This window comes from Streptomyces sp. NPDC045695 (assembly GCF_056432025.1).
In genome coordinates this window covers 15,276-37,002 of record NZ_JBWKJU010000034.1, presented here as the reverse complement: position 1 = coordinate 37,002, position 21,727 = coordinate 15,276, and the positions used below count along the sequence as shown (strand labels likewise).

Below are 21,727 nucleotides of genomic sequence, written 5' to 3'. Positions count from 1 at the left end.
GTTACGACAGAGCTGTGCGCGTCCAGTCCTGTTCACACGGGCGTCGACTCCATCCCGGCGGCGCGGCAGCGTCCGGATGGTGGCGTCGTAGTCATCGGTGGTCGGCCAGATTCTTGACCCGCCGCCCCGGCACCCCGAAGGGGGTCGGGCTGAGTTCAGGGGTGGTTCAGGGTGATCACCCATGATCGGCAGGCGGTGCGGAGGCGAAGGTTGGTCTAGCGCGGGTACCGCGCTGATCCGAGCGCCCGCCCCGTACTCAGGAGCCACCGATGACCACTCGTCCCCGCGCCGCCCACCGTCTCACGGTCACCTGCATGGCGCTGGCCGCAGTCGCCACAGGTCTGGCTGCCGCTCCCACGGCCACGGCCGCCCCCAGCGTGCTCGCCTCCCACCATGACACCCGCGACGCGACCACGGTCCGGGCGTTGCTGGCCACCCTGCCGGACGGGGTGACGGACGCGGCCGTGGTGCGGGTGGCCGGCGGGGGCATGCGCGGCCTGTACACCGGGACGGCCGGAGAGGTGGAGGCGGACGGCCGCTTCCCGGTGGGCAGCGTAACGAAGGTGTTCACCGACGCAGTGGTGCTTCAGCTGGTCGCCGAGCACCGGATCGGCATCGACGAGCCCGTCCGCCGCCACCTACCCGAGCTGCTCCCCGTGAACTACGCCAGCGTGACGGTACGCCAGCTCCTGGACCACACCAGCGACCTGCCCCGTCCGGCCCGGGTGCCGCTCGACCCCCGTGGAGTGGTGGCCGCCTCCTTCGCGGCGGACGCGGCGGGCCGCCCCGGCCGCATCCCGACCCCGGGAACCGTCCAGCAGTACAACGGGCTGAACAGCTTCGTCGCCGGGCTGCTCGTCGAGGAGGTCACCGGCCGCTCCTACATCCATGAGCTCGACCGGCGGATCCTGCGCCCGCTGGCCCTGCGCAGCACCTTGCTCTCCGAGGACCCGGCCATCGCCTGGGCCTGGTCGGAGGGCGGGCTGACGTCCACCCCTGGCGACCTCGACGCGTTCCTGAAGGCCCTGTTGGGCGGGCGGCTCCTCCCTCCGGTCCAGCAGCGGCATCTCTTCGAGGTTCCCGCGGTCCCCGGCGCCCCGGAGAACACCAGCTGCCCCACCGGCACGGCCTGCTTCAGTGCCGGCGGGCTGATGGGAATCGAGCTGAACGGAAGGAAGATCTGGGGCAAGACCGGCTCCAGCGGCGGCTGGACGAGCGGCGTCTTCGCGAGCACCGATGACCACCGCCGGACGGTCTACACCCTGCGGCCCCACCCCCTGGCCACTCCCCAACAGCAGCGCACCCGTGTCGAGGCAGTGGTCAAGGCGGCCCTCACCGACTAACTGCAGTCGTAGCCGGCACCGTTTGTACTGGTGTGATGTGACGCGCCGTCCCGGTGCTGTGCCGGGCGGAGCAAAGCCGTCCCCCTGTGCGGGTGGCAGAACGAGTGCGGAGGCGGCCAGAAAAAACCCTCCAGAAAGCCGCCCGGTTCTGGTCGGTGCAGCGGTGGCTGCGCACCGTACTGCCGTCCTACCGCCGCGACGTGGAGGAGATTGCGATCCTGCCAGAGCGCCGATGCCCGCGCAGCAACTGCACGCCTGCGCTGCTTGCCGAGCATGCCCCGGTCATCTACGGCATGGTCCGCGCGGGGCTCCGCCGAGGCACCCCCCGGCCGCCGACGGTGCGGACCGGCCGACACGTCCGAGGTCAGGCGGTGGCGGCCTCGCTCGGTACGAGCGAGGCAGGCTGGGGCGGCAGCGCTGTCGGGAGCGGCCGCAAGACCCCGCCTTCTCCGCCTTCCCGTCCGCTGCCCGGCCTACTCGTGCAGGCCTTCCAGCCGCTCCTGCCCGCCTGGGACCTCGTTGCCATCGGCGTCGGAGACCGTAGCGAACCACGAGGTGGCCCAGACGGTGATCCGGTTCGGCTCATGGGCCGTCTCGAAGGGGTGGTCGTCCCAGTGCCCGTACGACGTGACCATGAATGCCTCGCCGGGCCGCAGCCAGTAGTCCTGCCCGAACGGCTCCAGCCACAGCTCCAGCAACTCGTCCCCGTCATTCGTCACGAGCATCGGCACGGGGTTACCCAGCTTCTGGATGGCCTCATGGCTGAAGTCTCCGGCCTCTGACATGTTCTTCACCAGCGGCGCGGTGAACCGATCGGCCGGGGTGCGATCGGGCTTGTCCTGCTTCTTTCTCCTCCACATGGCCACAATTGTGCTTCCCGTCTCGGACGGCACCCCGGGCAGGTTCAGCTGCGCCGGCACCCGGCTGGTGCACTTCGCCGCCGCTACTTGCTCACCTCCGGCACGATCGGGTGCCGCAGGCCCGTGCGCCCGGGTGTTGTACTGCGCGACTCGTCCGGCAACGTCAGAACAGCCGGCCGGCAGAACGGCGGTGTCGCGCACGAGGCATGCGGACCGGCACCAGAGAGATCCCGTGGTCGGTCCGGTGCCGTGGTCAGGCCGGCTGCTCCGACTGGTCCTGCGAAGGAAGCTGCTCATGCGGCATGCTCGCACCCCGCCCGCCCGGGCCGGCCCTGGATTGCGGCCCCAACAGAAAGCGGCTACGACGAAGCCGCTGCTGATCCCTCCCCCGCCCGCAGGCCATCTCGGCACGGGCTGCCCACCTCGTACGAAGCCCTCCTGATGCCGTGCCTGCCGTCGGCAGGCGCAGCCCTGCCGACGGCAGGCCCGTCAGCACCAGAACGGAGTGGGCGGCGACTTCACGGACGGCTTCGGTAGGGATGCGGTCGGGCGCCGGCCCCTCCCAGGAACCCAGTCCGGGACCGGCCGTGCCGTACCGAAACGACAGCAGTTCCGCGCCTGGCAGCGGCACTGGTGGTCCTCTGCGACGCGCTCAGAGGGGTGGGCCGTCACGAGGAGGCGGTCAAGGAGGGCGCGCCGGCGGTCACCGTGTTGCAGAAGCTCGCCCACACCGCCCCGGAGGCCCATCGACTGCACCTGGCGCTTTCGCTCAAGAGCCTCGGTCGGCCACTGACGAAGCTGACTCGCCTGCACCAGGCCGTCGCGGTCGCAGAGCAGGAGGTCGAAGTCTGGCGCCACTTGGCACAGGCCGACCCCGGCGGCTGCGAGTTCGAGTTGGGCATGGCCCTGGACCGGCTCGGCGGCCTCTTGGCGCGGGTGGGACGGCACGAAGAGGCGGTCATGGTCGGCGAGCGGGCCGTGACGCTCTGGCGGCGCCTCGATGATCCCGCGGCCGATCTGCTGCTGGCGCTTGCCCTCGGCAAGCTCGGCGGGCCGCTGACGGTACTGAACCGGCACGAGGACGTCATCGCCGCCGGGGAGGAGGCGCTTCCCATTTGGCGCCGGCTCGCCGGGGAAGCCCCGACCACTTACCGGCCCCAGCTCGGGTACCTGCTGATCGTCGTGGTGCTGCTGCGGATCGGCCAAGAGCACGGCCTGCGCGAGGCGCTGACCGAGGCGGAGGAAGCGGTGGAAATCTTCACCGCGCTGGCCGCACAGAATCCGGCGCTGTTCCGGTCCCAGCTGAACGAGGCACTGCGGCTACGCACGCACCTGCGCGCCACCGTCCTCCCGTAGCGGAACCAGCCTGCCCTTTGACCTCACCGTGGCTCCGGGTGGGGTCGACGCCATGCACCTGCGGCCGGTGGTGGCCGGAGCGCCGCTGCCCAGGGCAGCCGACGGGCGGCTTGTCGTGACCCTGGACGTGACTGGGCACCGCACCACCGTCCGGGGCCGGCAGGCAGCGGCCCGCCCCGACCTGATCGGCCGCGACTTCCACACCGAACCGACGGCCGTCGCAAGGCGTTGTCTCAGCAGACGCCGATGCGTCCGACGGAGAGCCGGATGCCCAGGTCGGCTGCCAGCCGTGCGCATGCGTGGCTGGTGTATCCGGGAAGTACCGAGGTGGGCGGCGGCGGCCCAGCCGACCATGCTGCGGGAGGCAATGTCGATCACGGTGGCGAGGCAGAGCCTGGCCTGACCTGTGTCGACGACCCGGCGCGGGCTAGGCCGCCTCACTTGGCGGGTGATGACCCCGTACCCATCACCAGGGCACTTCACCGGTGTCTGCGAAGAACTGACCGGTCGGGCCGTCGTCAGGCAGGGTCGCGAGTTTGATGGCGATCGCCGCCCCCTGTTGGGGGGTGCGCACGCCGCGGAAGCCGTTGAGGTCGGTCGCGACGTAGCCGGGGCAGCCGGCGTTGATCAGGATGTTCGTGCCGGCCAGCTCCCGGGCGTACTGGAGGGTGACGGCGTTCAGGAACGTCTTCGACGGCGCGTACGCCACGGCGATCGGTCCCGTCGTCTGCTCGGCAGCGGTTCCTGCCTGCCGGGTGAGGGAGCCGACACTGCTGGACATGTTCACGATCCGCGGTGAGGCGGAGCGGCGTAGCAGCGGCATCATCGCGTTGGTGACGCGGATGACGCCGATCACGTTGGTCTCCACGACCGTCCGGATGGTGGCTGGATCGACCCGGGTGGGCTCCTGCGGCGTGCCGCCGGTGATGGCGGCGTTGTTGACGAGGACGTCGAGGCGTCCGGCCTGCTCCTCGATCAGTCGTGCGGCGGCGGTCACGCTCGCGTCGTCGGTCACGTCCAGGGGTACGCCGAACGCGTCGACGCCGGCCGCGTGCAGCCGTTCCACCGCGGCCTTACGGCGCTGCTCGTCGCGGGCTCCGACGCCGACGCTCCAGCCGAGGGCGCCCAGGCCCGCGGCGATCTCGTAGCCGATTCCCTTGTTGGCGCCGGTGACCAGCGCAATCGTTCGTTCGCTCATGGGGACCATGCTGCCTGCGCACTCCGCCGGGGGTCCAAGACCGATCGGGTGGGCAACGATACCGTCAGGGTATGGATCCGGGGTAGCGTGGCCGGATGGAGACCCGGGAACTGCGTTACTTCGTAGCTGTCGCTGAAGAGCTGCACTTCGGGCGCGCCGCGCACCGGCTCGGGATCGCACAACCGCCTCTGTCACGGGCGATCCAGCAGCTCGAACGCCGGCTCGGGGTAGTACTCCTGAATCGGAGCAGCCGCACCGTTGCCCTGACCGAGGCCGGCTCGGTCCTACTGGCCGAGGGCCGGGCCGCCCTCGACGCGGTCCACGCCGCCGAGCGCCGGACCCGCCGCGCCGCGCTTTCCGCGACCGGCCGACCCGGCCTGGTACTGGTGACGAAGGCCAGCGCGTCCAGAGAACTGCTGGCGAAACTGCTCGACGCGTACGCCGCCGAACCCGGCGCGGTCCTCATCGACGTCATCCTGTGCGGCCCGGCCGAGCAGGCCCGACTCCTGCGCGAGGGCCGGGCCGACGTGGCGCTGCTGCACCGCCCGTTCGATTCGACAGCCGGGTTCCACACCGAAGAACTCAGCACAGAGGGCCAGGTCGTGGTCCTGCCGGCCGGGCATCCACTCACTGATCGGGCCCATGTGCACATGGCCGACATCGCCGACCTGCCGGGCCTGCCCCTGCCACGCTGGCCCGACCCCCACGGCGCCTACCCGCCCGGTCCCGGCCCGCAGGTCCGCGACCACGCGCAGTTGTTGCAGCTCGTCGCGCTCGGCCGGGCCTGCGCGGTCTCACCGGAGTCGTGCCGAACCCAACTGCCCGGTGACCTCGCCGCCGTACCCGTGCTGGATGCGCCGAAAGTCACCACCGTGATCGCCTGGCCACCGCACAGTCGGTCCATAGCCGTCGCCGACCTGGTCCGGACTGCGACCCGTCTCCAGTAGTTCCAACAGGCCCGGCCAGGTTCGGCCGTTCATGGCCCGGGCTCTCACGTCAGACGACGTTGCCTTGGAAGCGCACAAGGAAGTGGGTGCTGACTCCGAGCCTGAAAAGACACCACCACCGACCTCCGGCAGCCAGCACGGCAACGCGCCGCTGCCGCGGCCGTCCGGCCCGGCTACCGCCCGACAAACGCCCCCTCCTCGCACACCAAACCGCCCGGCCCCTGCCACGCCCGCGCCCAGACGCCCGCCCGCGCGCTGCGTCGGGCGGCCGTTCTTCTGGCCAACCACCCCCGATACGTCCTACTCCTCTGGCTCCCAGGCGCGGAGCAGGTCGAGCAGCCCTGCGTCTCCGTCAACGTGCAAGGAGCCGGCGGGGATGCGGTCGTACAAGTAGAGGACCAACTCACTGGCCGTGCCGTGGATGGAGGCGCCGGCTGCGTCCGAGTCCTCGGCGTTCGAGGCAGTGGGCGCGGGGATGCGGGTGGAGCGTGCGCCGTCGCCGTCGACCGTGAGGCGCCAGGAGCGGCCCTCGGTGGTGTGGAAGTCGAAGGCCGTGGGCTTGTGCGGCCAGGCGCTGGGCGTCGCGACGCAGGTGAACAGGAACTCCTCGACACCGTCGAGTGCGACCTCGGCCGGCAGCGGCTGCGGGGCGCCCGCGGCGAGCTCGGCGTCGTAGGTGTGCACCGCGCTCTCCTGGACCCGGTGCCGTGCGACTCCGCCGGAGGTCCGCGGCGTCTGCAGGGCACTCCACCACGCCCAACAGCCGGCGTCCGGCCCTGCCTCGCGCAGGGCGCTCAGCAGAAGCTGCGTCGACGCGGCCAGCCAGGCCAGCAGCGCCTCACGCTCCCGCGGCAATTCCAGAGCGGCGCGCGCAGCGATGGCCTCGGCCGGGGGAACGTCGGCGGGCCCCGCGCCGACTATGGCGGCCCAGTAACGGTCTCCCCCACCCAGGTGCTTCACCAGATCGAACAGCGTCCACCCGGGGCAGGTCGGCACCTGTGCGTCGAGACTGGGCGCGGCGGCGACCGCGGTGCGGAACGCGGTCGACCGTTCATCGATCCGTCGCAACAGGTCAGGGAACTCAAGATTCTTTTCCACGCCGGATGTCTATCACCGTGCCCCGGTGATCAGATAGCGAATTTCACAGTCGCCTCCGGTTGGCCGTTACGGACGTCGTCCTCGCCTCCCACCGCTCGACGAGACACGCTGCGGGACGAAGAACGGCAGGCCTGCGACCTTGTGGGCGGCGAACTCGGCGACTACCGCCGCCGGCAGGCCCGGGTAGCGCCACTTCAGGTCCTCGCCCTCCGGCATCCCGCATCGGCAGCGGCCCATCTCTCCGCAGCATCGTGACGTCGGCGCTGCCGGTGTACCGAGGTGTCGGAGACGAGTTTGAGCCGGAAGGCGCAGAGCGAGTGCGTCCGCAGGTCCATCGCCAGCGTCAGGTGGACTTCACCGGATCGCCGAACACGCCTTCGCGGTCCATCACCGGCAATACGGCGTTTCCAGCGCGACGACTTGGCCCCGACAGGAGACGAGAACGTTCTGCGAACCGGACCATCGTCCGCGTGAGCCGGTCAGTTCGGAGTGCGCCAGGCTGAGCCGGTTGTCAGTGCCGGGCATCATGATGACCTTCATGACGGAAAACAGCGCCCTCCTCTCCCGTGCCGCCTACGCGGAGGCCGTGACCACCGCCCTGGCGGCGTCGGCCGCGTACTACGGCGACGGGACCACCCCGCTCGGTGACGACGAGTACGACGGACTGCTGCGTGCCGTCGCGGCCTACGAGGACGCCCACCCGGACGAGGCGCTTGCCGAGTCGCCTACGGGGAAGGTGGCGGGCGGGGCCGTACAGGGTGACGTGCCGCACTCAGTGCCGATGCTCTCCCTCGACAACGTCTTCGACGCTGACGAGCTCGCCGAGTGGGCCGCAGGGCTGGAACGGCGTCTCGGGCGCCCTGTGGCAGGGTGGTGCGTGGAGCCGAAGCTCGACGGCCTCGCGGTGGCCGCCCGGTACCGGGGTGGCCGGCTCGTTCAGCTCCTCACCCGCGGAGACGGCTGGGCAGGCGAGGACATCACCCACGCCGCCGACGCCGTCGTCGGTCTGCCGCCGGTCCTGACCGAGCCGCTAGATGTCGAGCTGCGCGGCGAGGTGCTGCTGACGACCTCCCAGTTCGAGGAGGCCAACCGGATCCGGCTCGCCCATGAGGCCATGCCCTTCGCGCACCCGCGCAGCGGAGCGGCCGGCACGCTGCGGGCCAAGGACCGCCCCTACCGCATCGAGCTGACCTTCTTCGCCTACAGCGCGATCGGCCTGGACGACCTCGGCCATGTCGCTCTGCTGGAGAAGCTGGCCGCGCTCGGCGCGAATACGGCCGCCAGCACTGCCGCCGCCCCGATGCGCTGCGAGACCGTAGAGCAGGTGCAGGAACGCATCGACGTGATCGCCGGCTTGCGGGCGGAACTGCCGTTCGGAATCGACGGTGTCGTCGTAAAGGCCGACACGGCCGAGGACCAGCGGCAGGCCGGCAACGGCTCGCGCGCCCCGAGATGGGCGGTGGCCCGGAAACTGGCGGCCGAACACAAGGTGACGCGCCTGCTGGCCGTGGAGTGGAACGTCGGCCGCACCGGGATCATCGCCCCGCGCGCCGTCCTGGAGCCAGTCGTCATCGACGGCGTGACGGTCACCTACGCCACGCTCCACAATCCGTCCGACATCACCCGCCGCGGGCTCATGATCGGCGACCAGGTGTTCGTGTACCGCGCCGGCGACGTGATCCCCCGGATCGAGGCACCGCTCGTCGACCAGCGCACCGGCGCCGAGAGCCCGATCCTCTTCCCCGAGGCGTGCCCCCGCTGCGGCGACGCGATCGACTGCGCCGAACAGCGCTGGCGCTGTGTGCGCGGCCGCAGCTGCCAGGTCGTGGCCTCGGTCATCTACGCCGCCGGCCGGGATCAGCTCGACATCGAAGGCCTCGGCGGCACGCGCGCGATCCAGCTGGTCGAAGCCGGACTGGTCGAGGGCATCGCCGACCTCTTCACGCTGACCCGTGAGCAGCTGCTCGGGCTGGAGCGGATGGGCGAGACCAGCGCCGCGAACCTCCTGGCCGCCATCGAGACCGCCCGCGGAGCCGCACTGAGCCGCGTGTTCTGCGCCCTCGGAGTCCGCGGCACCGGCCGCACCATGTCCCGCCGGATCGCCGCGCACTTCGGCTCGATGGCGGCGATCCGGGCCGCCGACGCGGACACCCTGGCCGAAGTCGACGGCATCGGCACCGAGAAGGCCCGCGTCATCGCGGCCGAACTCGTCGAACTCGCCCCGCTCCTCGACAAACTCCAGGCGCAGCGGGTCGGCACGCAGGTCACCACGCCTCAGAAGCCCGCGACTGCGCCGAACGACGGCGAGGAGTCGGCGGGCGGCCCGCTGGCCGGACAGGCCGTCGTGGTGACCGGCTCCATGACGGGCGTCCTCGCAGCGCTGTCCCGGAACGAGATGAACGAGCTGATCGAGCGGGCCGGCGGAAAGACCTCCTCGTCGGTGTCCAAGCGCACCACCCTCCTGGTCGCGGGCGAGAAGGCCGGCTCCAAGCGCACCAAGGCCGAAGAACTGGGCATACGTGTCCTCGACCCCGAGGAATTCTCCGCACTCGTCGCAGACCTCCTCCCCACCGCCTAGGTGATTGACCCGCAGCGGGATTGCGGTGGCTGACGGGCGGGTGTCCGGCCTGTGCGGTGTGGCAGCGATGGTGGTTGCAGGTGTGGAGGCGTTGTCGGTCAGGACCCGTTCGATCCGGGTGATGCCGTGGCAGTGTATGAGCGCGGCCGCGCGGGCCGGCAAGTCTGCGCAGGTCGCGACCTTCTCGTCGGCATGGACCTCGCAGGAGGCGAGGCGGGAGCGGTCGTCGACCGCGGAGTGGATGTCGTCGAAACCCATGCGCGGATCGGTCGTCCCGGGTCACGGCCCAGGACCTGGCGTCCGCCGCCGTACGGGTCCTGCCGAGCGTCTTCACGTCCGCATGAACGACCGACTGCTACCTTCACGGCCCGTGGGCACCGGGCGCCGAGCTCGCTGACCTGCGGCAGGGGCCGAGCGTCATGCCGACGGCCGAGTGAGTCTGGCGGCCACTGCGTCGAGGACCCAGTCCAGGCCGGTCTCGAAGGATGCCTCGGCGTCCACGTCCGTGCCGTCGTACACGGCCTTGGTCAGCGCCGGGAAGCGACCGGTGGCCAACATCCTTGTCAGATAGGGGCCGGAGGCGCGCTGCCAGTCGTGCTTCGACTGGCCAGTGGCGCGCTCGGCCCGAAGGTTCGCGATCTCGCGCCTGATCGCGCCGGTGAAGTAGGCGCTGACCGTCTCCACCGCGCGCATGGCGGTGTCGATGTCGGTGAGGCGGTCCAGGGCGGCCAGCGTGGCCTCGCCCACAGCGAGGGCGTTCGGGCCCAGGGCTGGGCGGCCGCCCAGCAGGTCGGCGAGCCATTCGTGCCGGAGAGCCGCGTGTCTCGTGCGCTGGGCGAGGGTACGCAGCGCTTCCCGCCAGTCGCCGGGCTGCTCCTGGGGGAGGATTTCGGCGTAGACCTCGTCCACCATGAGGTCGAACAGCTCCTGCTTGGTGGAGATGTACCCGTACAGCCGCATCGGGCCCGCATCCAGCCGGGCGGCGACCTTGCGCAACGACACCCCGTCCAGCCCGCCCTCGTCGGCCAGCGCGATGGCGGCGGCGACGATCCGCTCCCGGTCGAGCGGCACGGGGCGAGTCGGCGGCTCCGGCCGGTCCCACACACTCATGGATTCCCACCGTTCTGCTGCGATACATCGGTTGAGGCAATACAGTGTATCGCCATGAGACATCGTATCGCTGTAGTCGGGAGCGGACCTGGAGGCCTTACCTTCGCCCGCGTCCTGCACCGCCACGGCTACCCCGTCACCGTCCTCGAACGTGATCCGGCCCCCGACGTCCGCCCGCCGGGCGGCGCGCTGGACCTGCATGAGGGGCTGGGTCAGCTCGCGCTGGAAAAGGCGGGTCTGCTGACGGAGTTCCAGGTGCTGTCCCGCCCCGAGGGGCAGGCCATGCGCATCCTGGACGCGGACGGCACCGTCCTGCGCGACTGGCGACCCCGTCCAGATGACCGGGCCAATCCCGAGATCGACCGCGGGCAACTCCGTGACCTGCTGCTCGGCCCTCTCGACGTCCAGTGGGGGCGGAGCGTGACGCAGGTGGTACCGGGGGCCCGGGAGGGTGTAGCAGTCCATTTCGCGGACGGACGTCAGGAGACGTTCGACCTCGTGGTCGGCGCGGACGGCGCCTGGTCCCGAACACGGCCGGCAGTCTCATCAGTGACACCGCACTACACCGGCGTCACCTACGTCGAAACCTCCCTCGACGACGTCGACGCCCGCCATCCCGACCTCGCCCGGCTGATCGGCGAGGGTTCCGTGGCCGTGTACGGGGTGAACCGAGCTCTCGTCGCCCAACGCAACAGCGGCGGCCACGTCAAGGTGTACGCCCAGTTCCGCGCCCCGCTGGACTGGCACGCGAACCTTGACCTGGCCGACGGTGAGGCCGTGCGATCGCGCCTGCTGGCGCTGTTCGACGGCTGGGCCGCTCCCGTCCTCGGCCTCCTCCGCCACGCCACCGCTTTCGTCCACCGCCCCCTCTACGTCCTGCCCGTGTCGCACACCTGGACCCACGTCCCCGGGGTGACGCTACTGGGCGACGCCGCCCACCTGATGCCCCCGTTGGGGGCGGGCGCGAACCTCGCGATGCTGGAGGGCGCCGAACTCGCCGAGTCCATCGCCACCGGCCCTGGGAATCTGGACGAGGCCGTCCGCGCCTTCGAGGAACAGATGTGGGCACGGGCCAGCAGATGGGCGAACATCACGACGGCCGGTCTGGAACGCCTCGTGAGCCCGGACCCCGCCGAAGCTCTCGCCCTCTTCGACCAAGTCCAGCCATCGTGACCGCCAAGCGCGAAAGCACCAGCACCAGCACCGACAGCTCGCCCCGGCCTCATGGGCCAGTACGGCACCACTACGGTCCGTTCCGGCAAAAGTTCGCGGTAGTCGCACTCGACCCGCCACCGTGCTTTCGCTAGGCGGACCAGATCCTTGGCGGGAACGTCGGCGGACAGGTTCGAGATCCAGTACTTCACCCGCTCCGAACAGGCTGGGCCGCTCGCCGGGTTTCTCCTGATACGGCTCGCCCGTCGTCACCTTCAGGGCACCCTTGCGCGGCCAGCTATCCGGCAGTGTTCCGCACTCGATCCGGGCCACCCCCTCGCGAACGATCGCGGAGCAGTACGTACGGTCGTACTTCATCCATAAAAGCTCACCGTCGTCCGGCGCATCCCGCCGGTTCACCGCTACGAACTCGTAGGACGGCATCTCGTGGGACGGCAGCGCTTCATGGTCGTGCGGGCCGAAGCCAGCATCGGTCCGTCGGCGACCGTGGGTTGCGCCGCCCGACCGGGATGACGGGCCCCGACGAGGACGGCGGAGTTGGGCGACGAGGGCGACGCAGTGGGTGAGGCCTGCGCCTGCTGCGACACCGGCGCGGTCTCACCAGCCCTCAGACGGCCAGCACGGTCTCCGTCAGCACACCGGCGCCGGTACGGCACTACCCTCCCCTCACCGCGCGTGAGCAACACTCCCCCACGGCTCGCGCACGGGTGCAACCGGCGGGAAATCTTCCTCCTGGGGAGACACCTCCCCAGGGGGCATCCGTACGCCCGATGCCCGTCGACGTGACGGAACTGCAAAGCACACGGCAAAGCGCACGGCCTCGCAGCCCCCCGCCCGCGCCAGTGATGCCTGAGAGCGTACGACCCTTCAGGAGAAGGCGGTGCCGAGCCTCCGGCGCTGGACTTCTGCAGGCCAGCCGTGCCGTGGAGCGCGACTACATCGTCGGCGGCACGGACACCTTCCCGCGCCTGAAGATAGGGCACCGTCAGTGAACTCCCATCCCACGGGGTCGCCCGGTTCAAGGACTTGGGATACGGAGTGCCTCGCCGCCGCGGACGTACACCCGCGAAGCGGCCCAGGCCCTCCGGCGGAGTCCACTGTGGTCGACCAAGCGGTGGGGCTTGACCCACGCTCACGAGACTGCCTCTGCCGCCAGGCGGCTTCGCGTGCAGCGGTCACTTTCCGTCGGTGATGTAGTAATCGTTCTTGAGGTACTCCAGTGTGTAGCTGCCGAGGTCGCTCTCGGTGAAGGTGCCGGAAGTCCGGACCGCTTCGAGCGGCATCTCGATCTTGTCGAGGCTGTGCACGGTGACGCGCTGCGGATCGACGGTCGCGGTTTGCAGCGCCTTCTTCTGCTCGGGTGAAATCATCTGGAAGACGATGACGTACGTCGACGTGCAGGGACCGAATCCCTGGTCCTGTGCCTTTTTCGCGCCGGGCCCGGCCACTTCGCAGACCACGTCGATGTCCTCGCGCCCGAGGCCGTGGAGGTACTGCTCGTACCGCTGGATGGCGCGCTCCTTCGTCTTCGGTGCGGGCTGGTTGCCAGTAGGGGCGGCCGACGGTTTCTCGGGGCCGGTGGACGCGGACGACGCGGCCGACGGCTCTTTCGTCAACGTCGACGCGGACGGCTGCGAAGGCTTCGCGCCCGCATCCTCCTTCGCTTTCTCCGGACCGCACGCGCACGCCACCAGCACCACGCCGGCCGATACCGCCACGCTCACCATCGTCCGTGTTCTCATTGGATCCCCTCCACCAGCCGACTACACCATCAAGGGTTCACGCAGGATCCAGGGGAACGGTTCCCGAGCCGGGCCAGAAGCCATGACCGGTGCTGCTTTCGGTTTCGCCGTCGTAGCACCGACGCCCGTGACCCGACCGTTCTCGGGTGCCTGGTCGAGCATGGTTGGGCCGCCCTGGACCACTCGTCCCGCCCCGGACCTGGCCAGTTTCCCATGGGTCATGTGGTGAGTCAGGGGAGGAGGCGCGCCGCTCGTCTCAGGCTCGGCCTCGACCGAAGTTGAGTTCCTCGATCAGCTCGTCGAGCGGTGCGTCGCAGAAGCGCGTGCGACCTGGGGCGGAGTGTGGGATGCGGTGGTCTGCGTACCCCAGCATTCTCGGCTTGCCGGCGCCCAGGGCCGCTGTGGCGTCGGCGGGTTCTGCGGCGCGATGGCTGTCGGGGGCCCAGGTGATGGTGACGACGGCCGTCCGGGCACCGGAGTCGGCGTGCTGGGCGAGGACTCCGCCAGCGGCGAGGGCCTCGTCGTGGGGGTGGGCGAAGACGCCCAGCAGACTGGGCAACGGCATGGTGGCCTCCTGGCTGGCCGGTCGATCACGAACGCAGCGGCTGTCACCAAGGGTTGCGGACCTTGATGCCTAGAGCCCGGACCCGGTCCTGGTGCTGCGGCGGAAGCCTCAGCAGCAGGTCCTCCCCCACGACGCCGTCGTGCCGCCAGATGGCGCTCAGGCTCTCCATAGACGCTTCCGCGACCTCGGGCTCCTCGTCCGTCGCGGCGAGCACTAGGGCTTCCACGACCGGCCTGGTCCGGAGTTCCGCGACCGCCCGTGCCGTCTGGGCCCGCTGCTGCGCGGGGACGGCCGGGTCGGCGAGCGAGCGCAGGACGTTCGCCGTATCACGGGCGTCGTCGCAGGGCAGTACCCAGATCACGTAGGCGAGCTGCGCACCCACCATGATCAGGTATTGCAGTGGCATGAGCAGCCCAACCGGCAGCAACGGCACCAGCGGCAGTACGACCATCCAGCCGCCCCGGATCCGCTGGGGACCGCCGGTCGGAGGTTCGAACCGCCGACCGGCCAGCAGGACGATCACGAACATGGTCGCGATCGTCAGGAGGGGCACCCCCACGAGCCCGACCCCCATACCGAGCGCGAACTCCTCAACGAAGGGTCCGTCACCGAGGGCGGGCAGCACCGAGGCGGCGGCCACACAGGCGAGCAGGGCGGTCAGAACGTAGCGCCACAGGGATATCCACAGCCACTTCCCCGTACTCATGACGGCTCCTCATTTCCGCAGCGTTTCGCGCACGTGCCGTTGGCCCAGGTGCGGTGGTCAACGGCCTTGCAGAAGGGGCCGGCCGTCCACTCCGTGGCGCATCGTAGCCACTGGCATGGGCCCCTGGCGTCAGGGGCGATCCACCGCCTTCCGACTCTTCCACCTCTTCTGCCTCTTCTGCCTCTTCTGCCTCTTCTGCGCTCGGCGATAGGCGGCAGTCCTGCCCGGAGAACCACTTCGGGATCTCCGCGGCCGCCCTACTCCTGTAGAACACCACGGTCAGCCGTACGGCGGCGAATGACCCGCAACCCGCGCGAACCTGGTCGAAAGGTTCCAGGAGACACAGCGGCACACCCTGCTACTGCTCCTCCCGCCATGCCCGCAGAGGCTCATGCCCCGCGACAGGGCTGCCGCCCGCAATCCACCACCAGGGCCCCGGGGAGTGGGCTGCGGTGGCAGGGGCGGCCCCTGCTGCCCGCCCGAGAGGGGGCCGGAGGGCGGCCCCTGCCCACCGGGCGTTCCACCGCCCCGCCCATAGGACCCTGTTCGAGCGAGTTTCAGCACTGCCATCGGAGGCATGGCCTCATTCACGGGTCGGGGTTCTGGCTCACGTTTGACGTCGAAACCCGCCGACCGATCGACCTGCTGCCCGACCGGGAGTCGTCGAGCCTGGCCGCGTGGCTGGCCCAGCGGCCCGGAATGAGGTCGTGTGCCGGACCGTGAACCGTTCTTCGCCGAGGGTGCACTGCCGGGCTCCACAAGCCGTGCAGGTCGCGGACCGGTGGCATCTCTGGCACGGCCCTCTCAGACAGGCTGAGCGACTCAAGGGGGTTCGCCCGCCGGTGAACCGATTCAGCACAGCGCCTTGGGGCTGCGCTCAGACTCCTAAGGGCCTGTCTCAACGGCCGGCCCGCAAGCCAGCCCTCCGTCCCTCGCGATCAGGGCAAGCGTTGCCTGATGCGGCACCAGGAGTGTCCCTTTCGAAGGCGGCCGTCGCCGTCGACCGTGCTGGTGACGAGCTCCGCCCGGCCACCCGGTCGTGTGGGCCCTCCCGGGCCCTCGTAGGCTCTACGCAGTGATCGACCCGCGCGTGTGCAGGCTCCGGACAGCGACCGGAGAAGGCCGCTGCCCGTACTTCCGTCGGTTTGGCGGCGAGCACGGGAACTGGAACAAGGGACAACAGGGGCATGGGGAACACGCGTACATGGGGAGCGGCTTGCGCGGCCGCCCTCACTCTGTGGGGGACCACGGGCTGCGGCCCGTTGCTCACCGAAGGACGTGACGGTCCTGCACCCGCCGACACGCCCATCGTGGTTCACGACGAGGCCACCCGCGTGGAGGACCGGCGCGCGGCCGAGGACCACTGGACGGGTGGCGGCATCGCGGACGTGGCCCGCTGGGACGCCAAGGATGACCTGGTCCAGCCCGCGTGGAAGGGCGGCGGCTCGATAGCCCGTACGGTCGGGCGAGTTTACGCGTCGGGCGCGGATGGCGGCTCCGGTGCCTGCACGGCAACGGTCGTCGGCCGCCGCACTGTGATCACCGCCGCGCACTGCGTGAGGACGTCGGTCGAAGGCGCTCGCGCGAGCGAGGCCACCTGGGACGGGGGCCTCTACTTCGTTCCGGGGTACGAGAACGGCGCAGGGCCCGCCGGTGGTTTCACGGTGCGTCGGGTACGGATGGCCGAGGACTGGGAGACGGACGGACGGGACGTCGCCATGCTGGAGATGAACCCCGGTCCCGACGGACGGAACATCTCCGATTTCACCGGCGTCCAGCCGATCTCCTTCACTGCGCAACCGGCCACGGAGGCGACCTTCTTCGGCTACCCGTACACGAACCAGGTCCTGTACTGCTCGGGCGTCGCCACCTGGTCGGGCAGGAAGGCACTGTTGCGCGTTCCCTGCATCATGGGGCGGGGGTCGAGCGGCGGCCCGTACCTCTCGGGTGACCCTGCCGAGGGCAGCGTCGTCGCGGTGAACATCAGCAGCGACGACGAGGCAAGCTACGGAACGGCCCTCGGCGCCTTCGCCCAGCGGCTCTACCAGGAGTCCGAGCAAGGCGACTAGGCTGGGGCACCTGGGAACGGATCCTCCCGTCCGTCCTGGCCGCTGAGGACGCCGCCGACGACATCGACTGGACCGTCTCGGTCGATTCGAACGTCGTACGAGCCCACCAGCACGCTGCCTGAGTGCCAAGGTCCATCTGGCCGCCGGCCGGGTTCGGCCTCTGGCCTTCGCCGTCGCCCAGGAGGACCTGGGCCGCCTGGGCACCCAATGACCCGTCGCTGAACGGCGACCCTGAACCCGGTGGCGCCGCCCGGTGTGTCGCTAGCGGTTGTCCTCGGGGTGCGGTCCCGTCGCGTACGGGTTGGGCTCGTCGTCCGCGAGCACGCCCACGAAGGGTTCGCCCTCCCCCGCGAAGGTGTAGGCGCCGGACTCGATCCGCTCGATCAGGCCGCGCGTCCACTCCGCGCCGCCGTCGGCCGCGTGCAGCCACATGTTCATGATTTCACCGATGTGTCCGAGCTGCTCGGGCCCGTTCTGCGGCGTGTAGTACTCGGTGACCTCGGACCGCCACTTCTCAAGCCCCGCGATCCTCTCCTTCAGGAGCGCGACGGCCTCGCCCCGCGGAAGGTCGACGATGAATCCGATGCCGGCCGAGAGCATGTCCACCTGCTGGTCATGCGAGGTCAGGGCCTGGCGCAGCAGCCTGAGGTATTCCTCGGTGCCCTTGTCGGTGATCTCGTACTCGACACGGGGCGGGCCACCGACGGTGCTCGGCGCGACCTCGTGGGCGAGGAGCAGCTCTTGCTTGGCCATCACGCTTGACTCCCCCGAATCGATGCCGTCCTGGCTGGGCGCGATCGTGGAGTGGAACCCGATGTCGGCAACGGCCACCGCGGTGCGCGGTCTGTTCGGCAACCCGGGCGCGGGTGGCGACTCCTGGGCCGCAACCCACGCAGAACTGCTCGCGGTGGCCTGGCCGGTGGCCCTGATCGCGGTCTTCTTCCCGCTGGCAGTGAAGCGGTTCAGGGACCTGAGCCGCTGATCGGGACCTGAGCCGCTGACGGACCCGGGGCTGGGGGGGGGGGAGGGGAGGGGGGGGGGGGGGGGGGGGGGGGGGGGGGGGGGGGGGGGGGGGGGGGGGGGGGGGGGGGGTGGGCGTGAACCCCCCCCACCCCCCCTCCCCCCCCCCCCCCCCCCCCCCCCCCCCCCCCCCCCCCCCCCCCCCCCCCCCCCCCCCCCGGGTCCCCCTGGCGCGGGCGGCGCCAGCCTGCCGCGCCATTGGCTCAGTCCGTCAGGGCGGCGAGCTGCGCGCTCAGGGTGGCCGCGGGCGGGTAGGTGGCGCCGACGGCGGTGACGTGCTTCCAGTGCAGGCGTCCATGGGGGTCGATGATGAACACCGAGCGTCGCAGTCCGATCAGTGGTGCGGTGATCCCGAAGGACTTCGCCACCGCACGCCCTTCGTCGGACAGCAGCGGCATCCGCAGGCGCCGGTCGCGGGCGAAGGCCTCGTGGCTGTCGACTCCTTGCGGGCTGATGCCCCACACGACGGCTCCGGCGGCCTGGAGCTGAGCCAGGCCGTCGGAGTAGGAGCACAGCTGTGCGGTGCACACCGGGGTGTCGTCACCGGGGTAGAAGGCGAGGACGAGGGGCTGACCACGTTGCTCGGCCAGGGCGTAATCGGTGCGGTGGAAGGTGTCGCCGTCCAAGTGCCCGCCGGGCAGGCGGAAGTCGCCGACGACGTCCCCTATCTTCGGGGTGTTGGCCATGAGAGAACCTCGATTGGTTGATGGGTGCGGGCGCCCGGCGGTGGGACGGTGGGGCGGTGGGCGCCCGGTCAGGCGGGAAGGGGCATCAGGAGCAGAGGCTGGGTGGTGGGCTGAGGGGAGCCTCCGGCGGGTTCGAGGGTGAGCCCGACAGCACCCGCGTCGGCGGGGTTGCCGGTCAGGACGACGGTGCCATCGTCGTCGATGAGTCCGGCCGGGCGCATCCTGCCGTCGTGATCCAGCCACAGCTGGTAGGTCCTGCCCGCTCCCGGTGCGGGCAGGTTGGCAGCGGTGAAGACGGCCTTGTTCTGCCGTTCGGAGGCCACGACCGTGGCCAAGGCGCCGTTGGCCGCCCGGCCGTGCACGGTCCGCGCGTCCGGGGCCGCCAGAACGGCGCTCACCGCATCGAGTTGCCGCTCGGCCTGGCGGGCCTGCTGCTTGAGGTCCTGTCCGTTCTGCGTCTGCCATACCGCGACGCCGCCGAGCGCGGCGGCGGCCACGCTGGCGGCCAGGGCCAGGGGCACGGCCTTGCGACGCAGCATGCCGCCGGGGGCGGGTTTGGCGGCGGGGACGGGAAGGCGCGGGGGAAGCTGGCGTACGCCGTCAATGGCGGCCATGACCTGTGCTCTGGCTGCCGGGGGTGGTGGCTGGGAGACGGCTGCCGCCAGGCGCGCCGCGGTCGCCTGGAACTCCGCTGCCTCCTGCCGGCAGGCCTCGCAGGCTTGAAGGTGAGCGTCGAAGTCCTGGCGTTCGCCGTCCTCAAGTGCGCCGAGGGCGTAAGCGGCGGCGAGGGCGTGGGCGTCGGTGGCGTGGTGTTTCATGCGGTCACCCCCATGCAGTCGCGGAGCCGGATCAGCCCGTCGCGCATGCGTGTCTTGATCGTGGGAAGCGGTGTGCGCAGCGCTTCGGCGACTTCACGGTAGGTCAGGCCCTGGTAATAGGCCAGGGTTACCGCCTGGCGCTGGATCTCGGTCAGGCCGCGCATACAGCGGCGTACCTGCTCGGACTCCAGGCGTGTCTCGACCTGTTCGGCGACCTCGTCGAAGGCGGTGGTGTGCTCGCGGGCGGCCTGGGCGTGCTCGCGGTCGGTGGCGGCCTGGGCGGAGCGGACCCGGTCCACGGCCCGCCGGTGGGCGATCGTCGCCGCCCAGGTGGTGACGGAGCCGGCGTCGGCGCGGTAGCGGGCGGCCTGACGCCAGAGGTCGATCATGACCTCCTGGGCGACCTCCTCGGACTGGGCCCGGTCGCGCACGACTTTGACCACGATCCCGAAGACCAGGGGCGCGAGGGCGTCGTAGAGGGCGGAGAAGGCCTGTTTGTCGCCGTGAGCGACTTTCTGCATGACGTCGGTCAGGTCGCTGCGGGCGGGCTCGGCGGAGCGGCCGGGGTTGAAGGGGATGGGCTGGTTCACCTGCGGTGCTCCGGCCGTGGTGAGGAGGCGAAGCGGCGGCCCGGGTCGGCCGTCGTGGGGCGGGGCGTCCATCGCATGCCGGTCCTTGAGTCGTGTCTGTGCGGGGCCGAAGCGTCCCCGTGGGAGGGCCTGGGCCTTCGGATACGTGTGCGCGTGTCGAGGGTTCTTCGTAGCGGACCGGGCTGCGGATGGGAGCCTCTTCGTCCGCCACACCGAGCAGGGTTGGCCCGTTGGAGTGAAGCGGGCGGAAGGCGCCAAGCCGGCCGGGGAGCGGCCGCGAAGACGGCGTGTGAGGGAGCCGGAGGTGTTCACGAGGCTTTCCCCACCGGCCGCGCGGGACCTCCGCGCGGCCGCGCATCCTCACCGGAGGTAACAGACATGGTTCGTGTGCGACGAGGTCTGGCCGTGGCCCTGGTGGCCGGCGCGGTCGTGGTGGCGGGCGCGTCGGCCGCTTCCGCCGACGCGGGCGCGCAGGGCGTTGCCGCGTACTCGCCGGGGGTGGGCTCGGGCAACTTCATCCAGGTACCGATCCACATCCCCGTCAACGCGTGCGGCAACAGCGTAAGCGTCATCGGTCTGCTGAGCCCGTCGTTCGGCAACACCTGCGTCAACGCCTGGCCCCGTACGGCGGGGAGAGCGCCGGTCCGCCGCCCTCACGACGGGGAGGCGCGGACCGGTGACCTGACCCGGCACGGGGCGCGAGGCGCTCCTGGGGGCGCCTCGCGTATGCGCCCGAGCCGGGCGGGCCGGCTGCGGGTGGCTGCGGGTGGCTGCGGGTGGCTGCGGGTGGCTGTCAGCACAGCCACCCGCAGTTCCTGCGTCCTGCGGGTGGCCTACCACGTGAGGACCGCGATGACCTGCTTGCCGATGTCCGAGCGGCTGACGAAGAGGTCAGCGCCCAGCTCACGGACGATCTTCAGTCCGCGGCCGCCCGTCTCGGGCCGCCGCCGGTTGCCGTCTCCGTGGTACTCGGCCAGGTCGGGGGACCCGTCGCTGACCGCGACGCCGGCCCGCCCGTCTTCCAGTCCGACCGTGAGCGCGTAGGGGCCCTTCGCGTGCAGGACCGCGTTGGTGACCAGTTCGGAGACGATGAGTACGAGGTCCTCGGCGACCACGCTCGGGCAGGACGCCGACTCAAGGGCCAGCAGCCCTGCCACGGTCCGTCGTGCGTGCCGGGCAGCCTGTGCGCCCGGCGGGAGCGGGATGTGCAGCGTGGCCGGACACCCGCAGGACGCGATGGCGGTGTCCATGATCATTCCTTGGAGTCAGCGGCACCCGCGGCGGAGACCGGGGTGGAGGGGAACGGAAGTGGGGTCCCGGTCATCCCAGGACCCCACGACGGTCTGCCGGCGGTCACCACTTGTCGTGGCAGTTCCAGTGGCCGGGAATCCAGTGGCTGACGTAGTGGCCGGGCACCCAGTGCTGCTTCCAGTGGCCCTTGCCCCACCAGCCGTCGTGCCACTTCCCGTGGTGGTCGCGGTCGCGGTAGCCGTTGTGCCAGGCGCCCTGGTGCCACTTTCCTTCGAAGTGGCCCTTGACCCACTTCTTGCCCCAGTGGCCCTGCACCCAGCTGCACCGGTCATGCCGGTCCCACCGGTCGTGCCGGTCCTGCCGGTCCCACCGGTCCTGCCGGTGGTCCCGGTCGCCGGTGACCGTCGAGGTCACCGCGGACGGTGCCGGCGCCGCGTTCGCCGTGGCGGATACGCCCAGCACGCACGTCCCGGCCAGAAGCCCGGCCGAAGCCGCCCCGGCCACCAGCCTGCGCACGTTCACGGATGCGGTCATCGCACTCACCTCCTTCGATATCGATCCTTCGATCGGTGTGGTGTGCGGCTCGATCAGGAGCCTCACGTGAACAATTCGGTACG

17 protein-coding genes and 6 pseudogenes are annotated in these 21,727 nt (G+C 70.8%); 9 read left to right on the top strand and 14 right to left on the bottom strand.

Annotated features, from left to right (window positions below; genetic code table 11):
- Window positions 1-269 precede the first annotated feature (269 nt).
- Window positions 270-1,343, top strand: coding sequence for a serine hydrolase domain-containing protein (locus tag AC07DU_RS32820; protein WP_479115496.1), 1,074 nt, complete (start codon window positions 270-272; stop codon window positions 1,341-1,343).
- A gap of 473 nt (window positions 1,344-1,816) precedes the next feature.
- Here the strand turns inward: AC07DU_RS32820 and AC07DU_RS32815 are convergent, their stop codons facing one another.
- Window positions 1,817-2,404, bottom strand: coding sequence for a hypothetical protein (locus AC07DU_RS32815; protein WP_479115494.1), 588 nt, complete (start codon window positions 2,402-2,404; stop codon window positions 1,817-1,819).
- Window positions 2,405-2,863: 459 nt separating this feature from the next.
- Between AC07DU_RS32815 and AC07DU_RS32810 the strand changes: the two genes are divergently transcribed.
- Window positions 2,864-3,559, top strand: coding sequence for a hypothetical protein (locus AC07DU_RS32810; protein WP_479115492.1), 696 nt, complete (start codon window positions 2,864-2,866; stop codon window positions 3,557-3,559).
- Window positions 3,560-4,025: 466 nt separating this feature from the next.
- Here AC07DU_RS32810 and AC07DU_RS32805 read toward each other — a convergent pair whose 3' ends face one another.
- Window positions 4,026-4,757: an SDR family oxidoreductase gene (locus AC07DU_RS32805; RefSeq protein ID WP_479115490.1), complete on the bottom strand. Its 732-nt coding sequence runs from the start codon at window positions 4,755-4,757 to the stop codon at window positions 4,026-4,028.
- A gap of 95 nt (window positions 4,758-4,852) precedes the next feature.
- Between AC07DU_RS32805 and AC07DU_RS32800 the strand changes: the two genes are divergently transcribed.
- Window positions 4,853-5,704 carry a LysR family transcriptional regulator gene (locus AC07DU_RS32800; RefSeq protein WP_479115488.1) on the top strand — a complete coding sequence of 284 codons (852 nt, stop codon included), beginning with the start codon at window positions 4,853-4,855 and terminating at the stop codon, window positions 5,702-5,704.
- A 300-nt stretch (window positions 5,705-6,004) separates the two neighbouring features.
- On the opposite strand, the gene AC07DU_RS32795 is transcribed toward AC07DU_RS32800, so the two are convergent.
- Entirely contained in the window at window positions 6,005-6,802 is a 798-nt protein-coding gene (locus AC07DU_RS32795; RefSeq protein WP_479115486.1) for a maleylpyruvate isomerase family mycothiol-dependent enzyme, read from the bottom strand.
- 529 nt (window positions 6,803-7,331) lie between these two features.
- Here AC07DU_RS32795 and ligA point away from each other — a divergent pair.
- Entirely contained in the window at window positions 7,332-9,380 is a 2,049-nt protein-coding gene (gene ligA / locus AC07DU_RS32790; protein ID WP_479115519.1) for an NAD-dependent DNA ligase LigA, read from the top strand.
- A 4-nt stretch (window positions 9,381-9,384) separates the two neighbouring features.
- Here ligA and AC07DU_RS32785 read toward each other — a convergent pair.
- Window positions 9,385-9,729: pseudogene (locus AC07DU_RS32785) on the bottom strand (IS481 family transposase); the annotation flags it as partial.
- A gap of 68 nt (window positions 9,730-9,797) precedes the next feature.
- A complete protein-coding gene (locus AC07DU_RS32780; protein ID WP_360903928.1) occupies window positions 9,798-10,490 on the bottom strand; it encodes a TetR/AcrR family transcriptional regulator in 693 nt (230 codons plus the stop codon).
- A gap of 54 nt (window positions 10,491-10,544) precedes the next feature.
- Here AC07DU_RS32780 and AC07DU_RS32775 point away from each other — a divergent pair, with 54 nt between their 5' ends.
- Entirely contained in the window at window positions 10,545-11,663 is a 1,119-nt protein-coding gene (locus AC07DU_RS32775) for an FAD-dependent oxidoreductase (RefSeq protein ID WP_479115483.1), read from the top strand.
- A 1,175-nt stretch (window positions 11,664-12,838) separates the two neighbouring features.
- On the opposite strand, the gene AC07DU_RS32770 is transcribed toward AC07DU_RS32775, so the two are convergent.
- From AC07DU_RS32770 to AC07DU_RS32760, 3 genes and pseudogenes are all read right to left on the bottom strand, one after another.
- Window positions 12,839-13,381, bottom strand: a complete 543-nt coding sequence (locus AC07DU_RS32770) for a hypothetical protein (RefSeq protein ID WP_479115481.1) — start codon at window positions 13,379-13,381, stop codon at window positions 12,839-12,841.
- A gap of 304 nt (window positions 13,382-13,685) precedes the next feature.
- A pseudogene (locus AC07DU_RS32765) lies at window positions 13,686-13,970 on the bottom strand (PIG-L family deacetylase); the annotation flags it as partial.
- A gap of 43 nt (window positions 13,971-14,013) precedes the next feature.
- Window positions 14,014-14,676: a hypothetical protein gene (locus AC07DU_RS32760; protein WP_479115479.1), complete on the bottom strand. Its 663-nt coding sequence runs from the start codon at window positions 14,674-14,676 to the stop codon at window positions 14,014-14,016.
- Between the two features lie 1,310 nt (window positions 14,677-15,986).
- On the opposite strand from AC07DU_RS32760, the gene AC07DU_RS32755 reads away from it, so the two are divergent.
- Together AC07DU_RS32755 and AC07DU_RS32750 are read left to right on the top strand one after the other, a co-directional pair.
- Entirely contained in the window at window positions 15,987-16,745 is a 759-nt protein-coding gene (locus tag AC07DU_RS32755) for a trypsin-like serine peptidase (RefSeq protein WP_479034214.1), read from the top strand.
- A 5-nt stretch (window positions 16,746-16,750) separates the two neighbouring features.
- A pseudogene (locus AC07DU_RS32750) lies at window positions 16,751-16,864 on the top strand (IS5/IS1182 family transposase); the annotation flags it as partial.
- Between the two features lie 142 nt (window positions 16,865-17,006).
- Here the strand turns inward: AC07DU_RS32750 and AC07DU_RS32745 are convergent.
- A pseudogene (locus tag AC07DU_RS32745) lies at window positions 17,007-17,498 on the bottom strand (PadR family transcriptional regulator); the annotation flags it as partial.
- Between the two features lie 13 nt (window positions 17,499-17,511).
- Here AC07DU_RS32745 and AC07DU_RS32740 point away from each other — a divergent pair.
- A pseudogene (locus AC07DU_RS32740) lies at window positions 17,512-17,727 on the top strand (ABC transporter permease); the annotation flags it as partial.
- A 241-nt stretch (window positions 17,728-17,968) separates the two neighbouring features.
- Here AC07DU_RS32740 and AC07DU_RS32735 read toward each other — a convergent pair.
- From AC07DU_RS32735 to sigK, 3 genes are all read right to left on the bottom strand, one after another.
- Window positions 17,969-18,451 (bottom strand): peroxiredoxin, encoded by a 483-nt coding sequence (locus tag AC07DU_RS32735; RefSeq protein WP_479115477.1) that lies wholly within the window; start codon window positions 18,449-18,451, stop codon window positions 17,969-17,971.
- Between the two features lie 68 nt (window positions 18,452-18,519).
- A complete protein-coding gene (locus AC07DU_RS32730; protein ID WP_479115475.1) occupies window positions 18,520-19,269 on the bottom strand; it encodes an anti-sigma factor in 750 nt (249 codons plus the stop codon).
- Entirely contained in the window at window positions 19,266-19,931 is a 666-nt protein-coding gene (gene sigK, locus AC07DU_RS32725) for an ECF RNA polymerase sigma factor SigK (RefSeq protein WP_479115473.1), read from the bottom strand. Before sigK ends, AC07DU_RS32730 begins: the two co-directional genes overlap by 4 nt.
- A 306-nt stretch (window positions 19,932-20,237) precedes the next feature.
- On the opposite strand from sigK, the pseudogene AC07DU_RS32720 reads away from it, so the two are divergent.
- Window positions 20,238-20,474 (top strand): annotated as a pseudogene (locus tag AC07DU_RS32720) (chaplin); the annotation flags it as partial.
- A gap of 218 nt (window positions 20,475-20,692) precedes the next feature.
- On the opposite strand, the gene AC07DU_RS32715 reads toward AC07DU_RS32720, so the two are convergent.
- Complete coding sequence (locus AC07DU_RS32715; protein WP_479115471.1) at window positions 20,693-21,109, bottom strand: ATP-binding protein; 417 nt, start codon at window positions 21,107-21,109, stop codon at window positions 20,693-20,695.
- Between the two features lie 103 nt (window positions 21,110-21,212).
- Window positions 21,213-21,644 carry a hypothetical protein gene (locus AC07DU_RS32710; RefSeq protein ID WP_479115469.1) on the bottom strand — a complete coding sequence of 144 codons (432 nt, stop codon included), beginning with the start codon at window positions 21,642-21,644 and terminating at the stop codon, window positions 21,213-21,215.
- Between the last annotated feature and the right edge of the window lie 83 nt (window positions 21,645-21,727).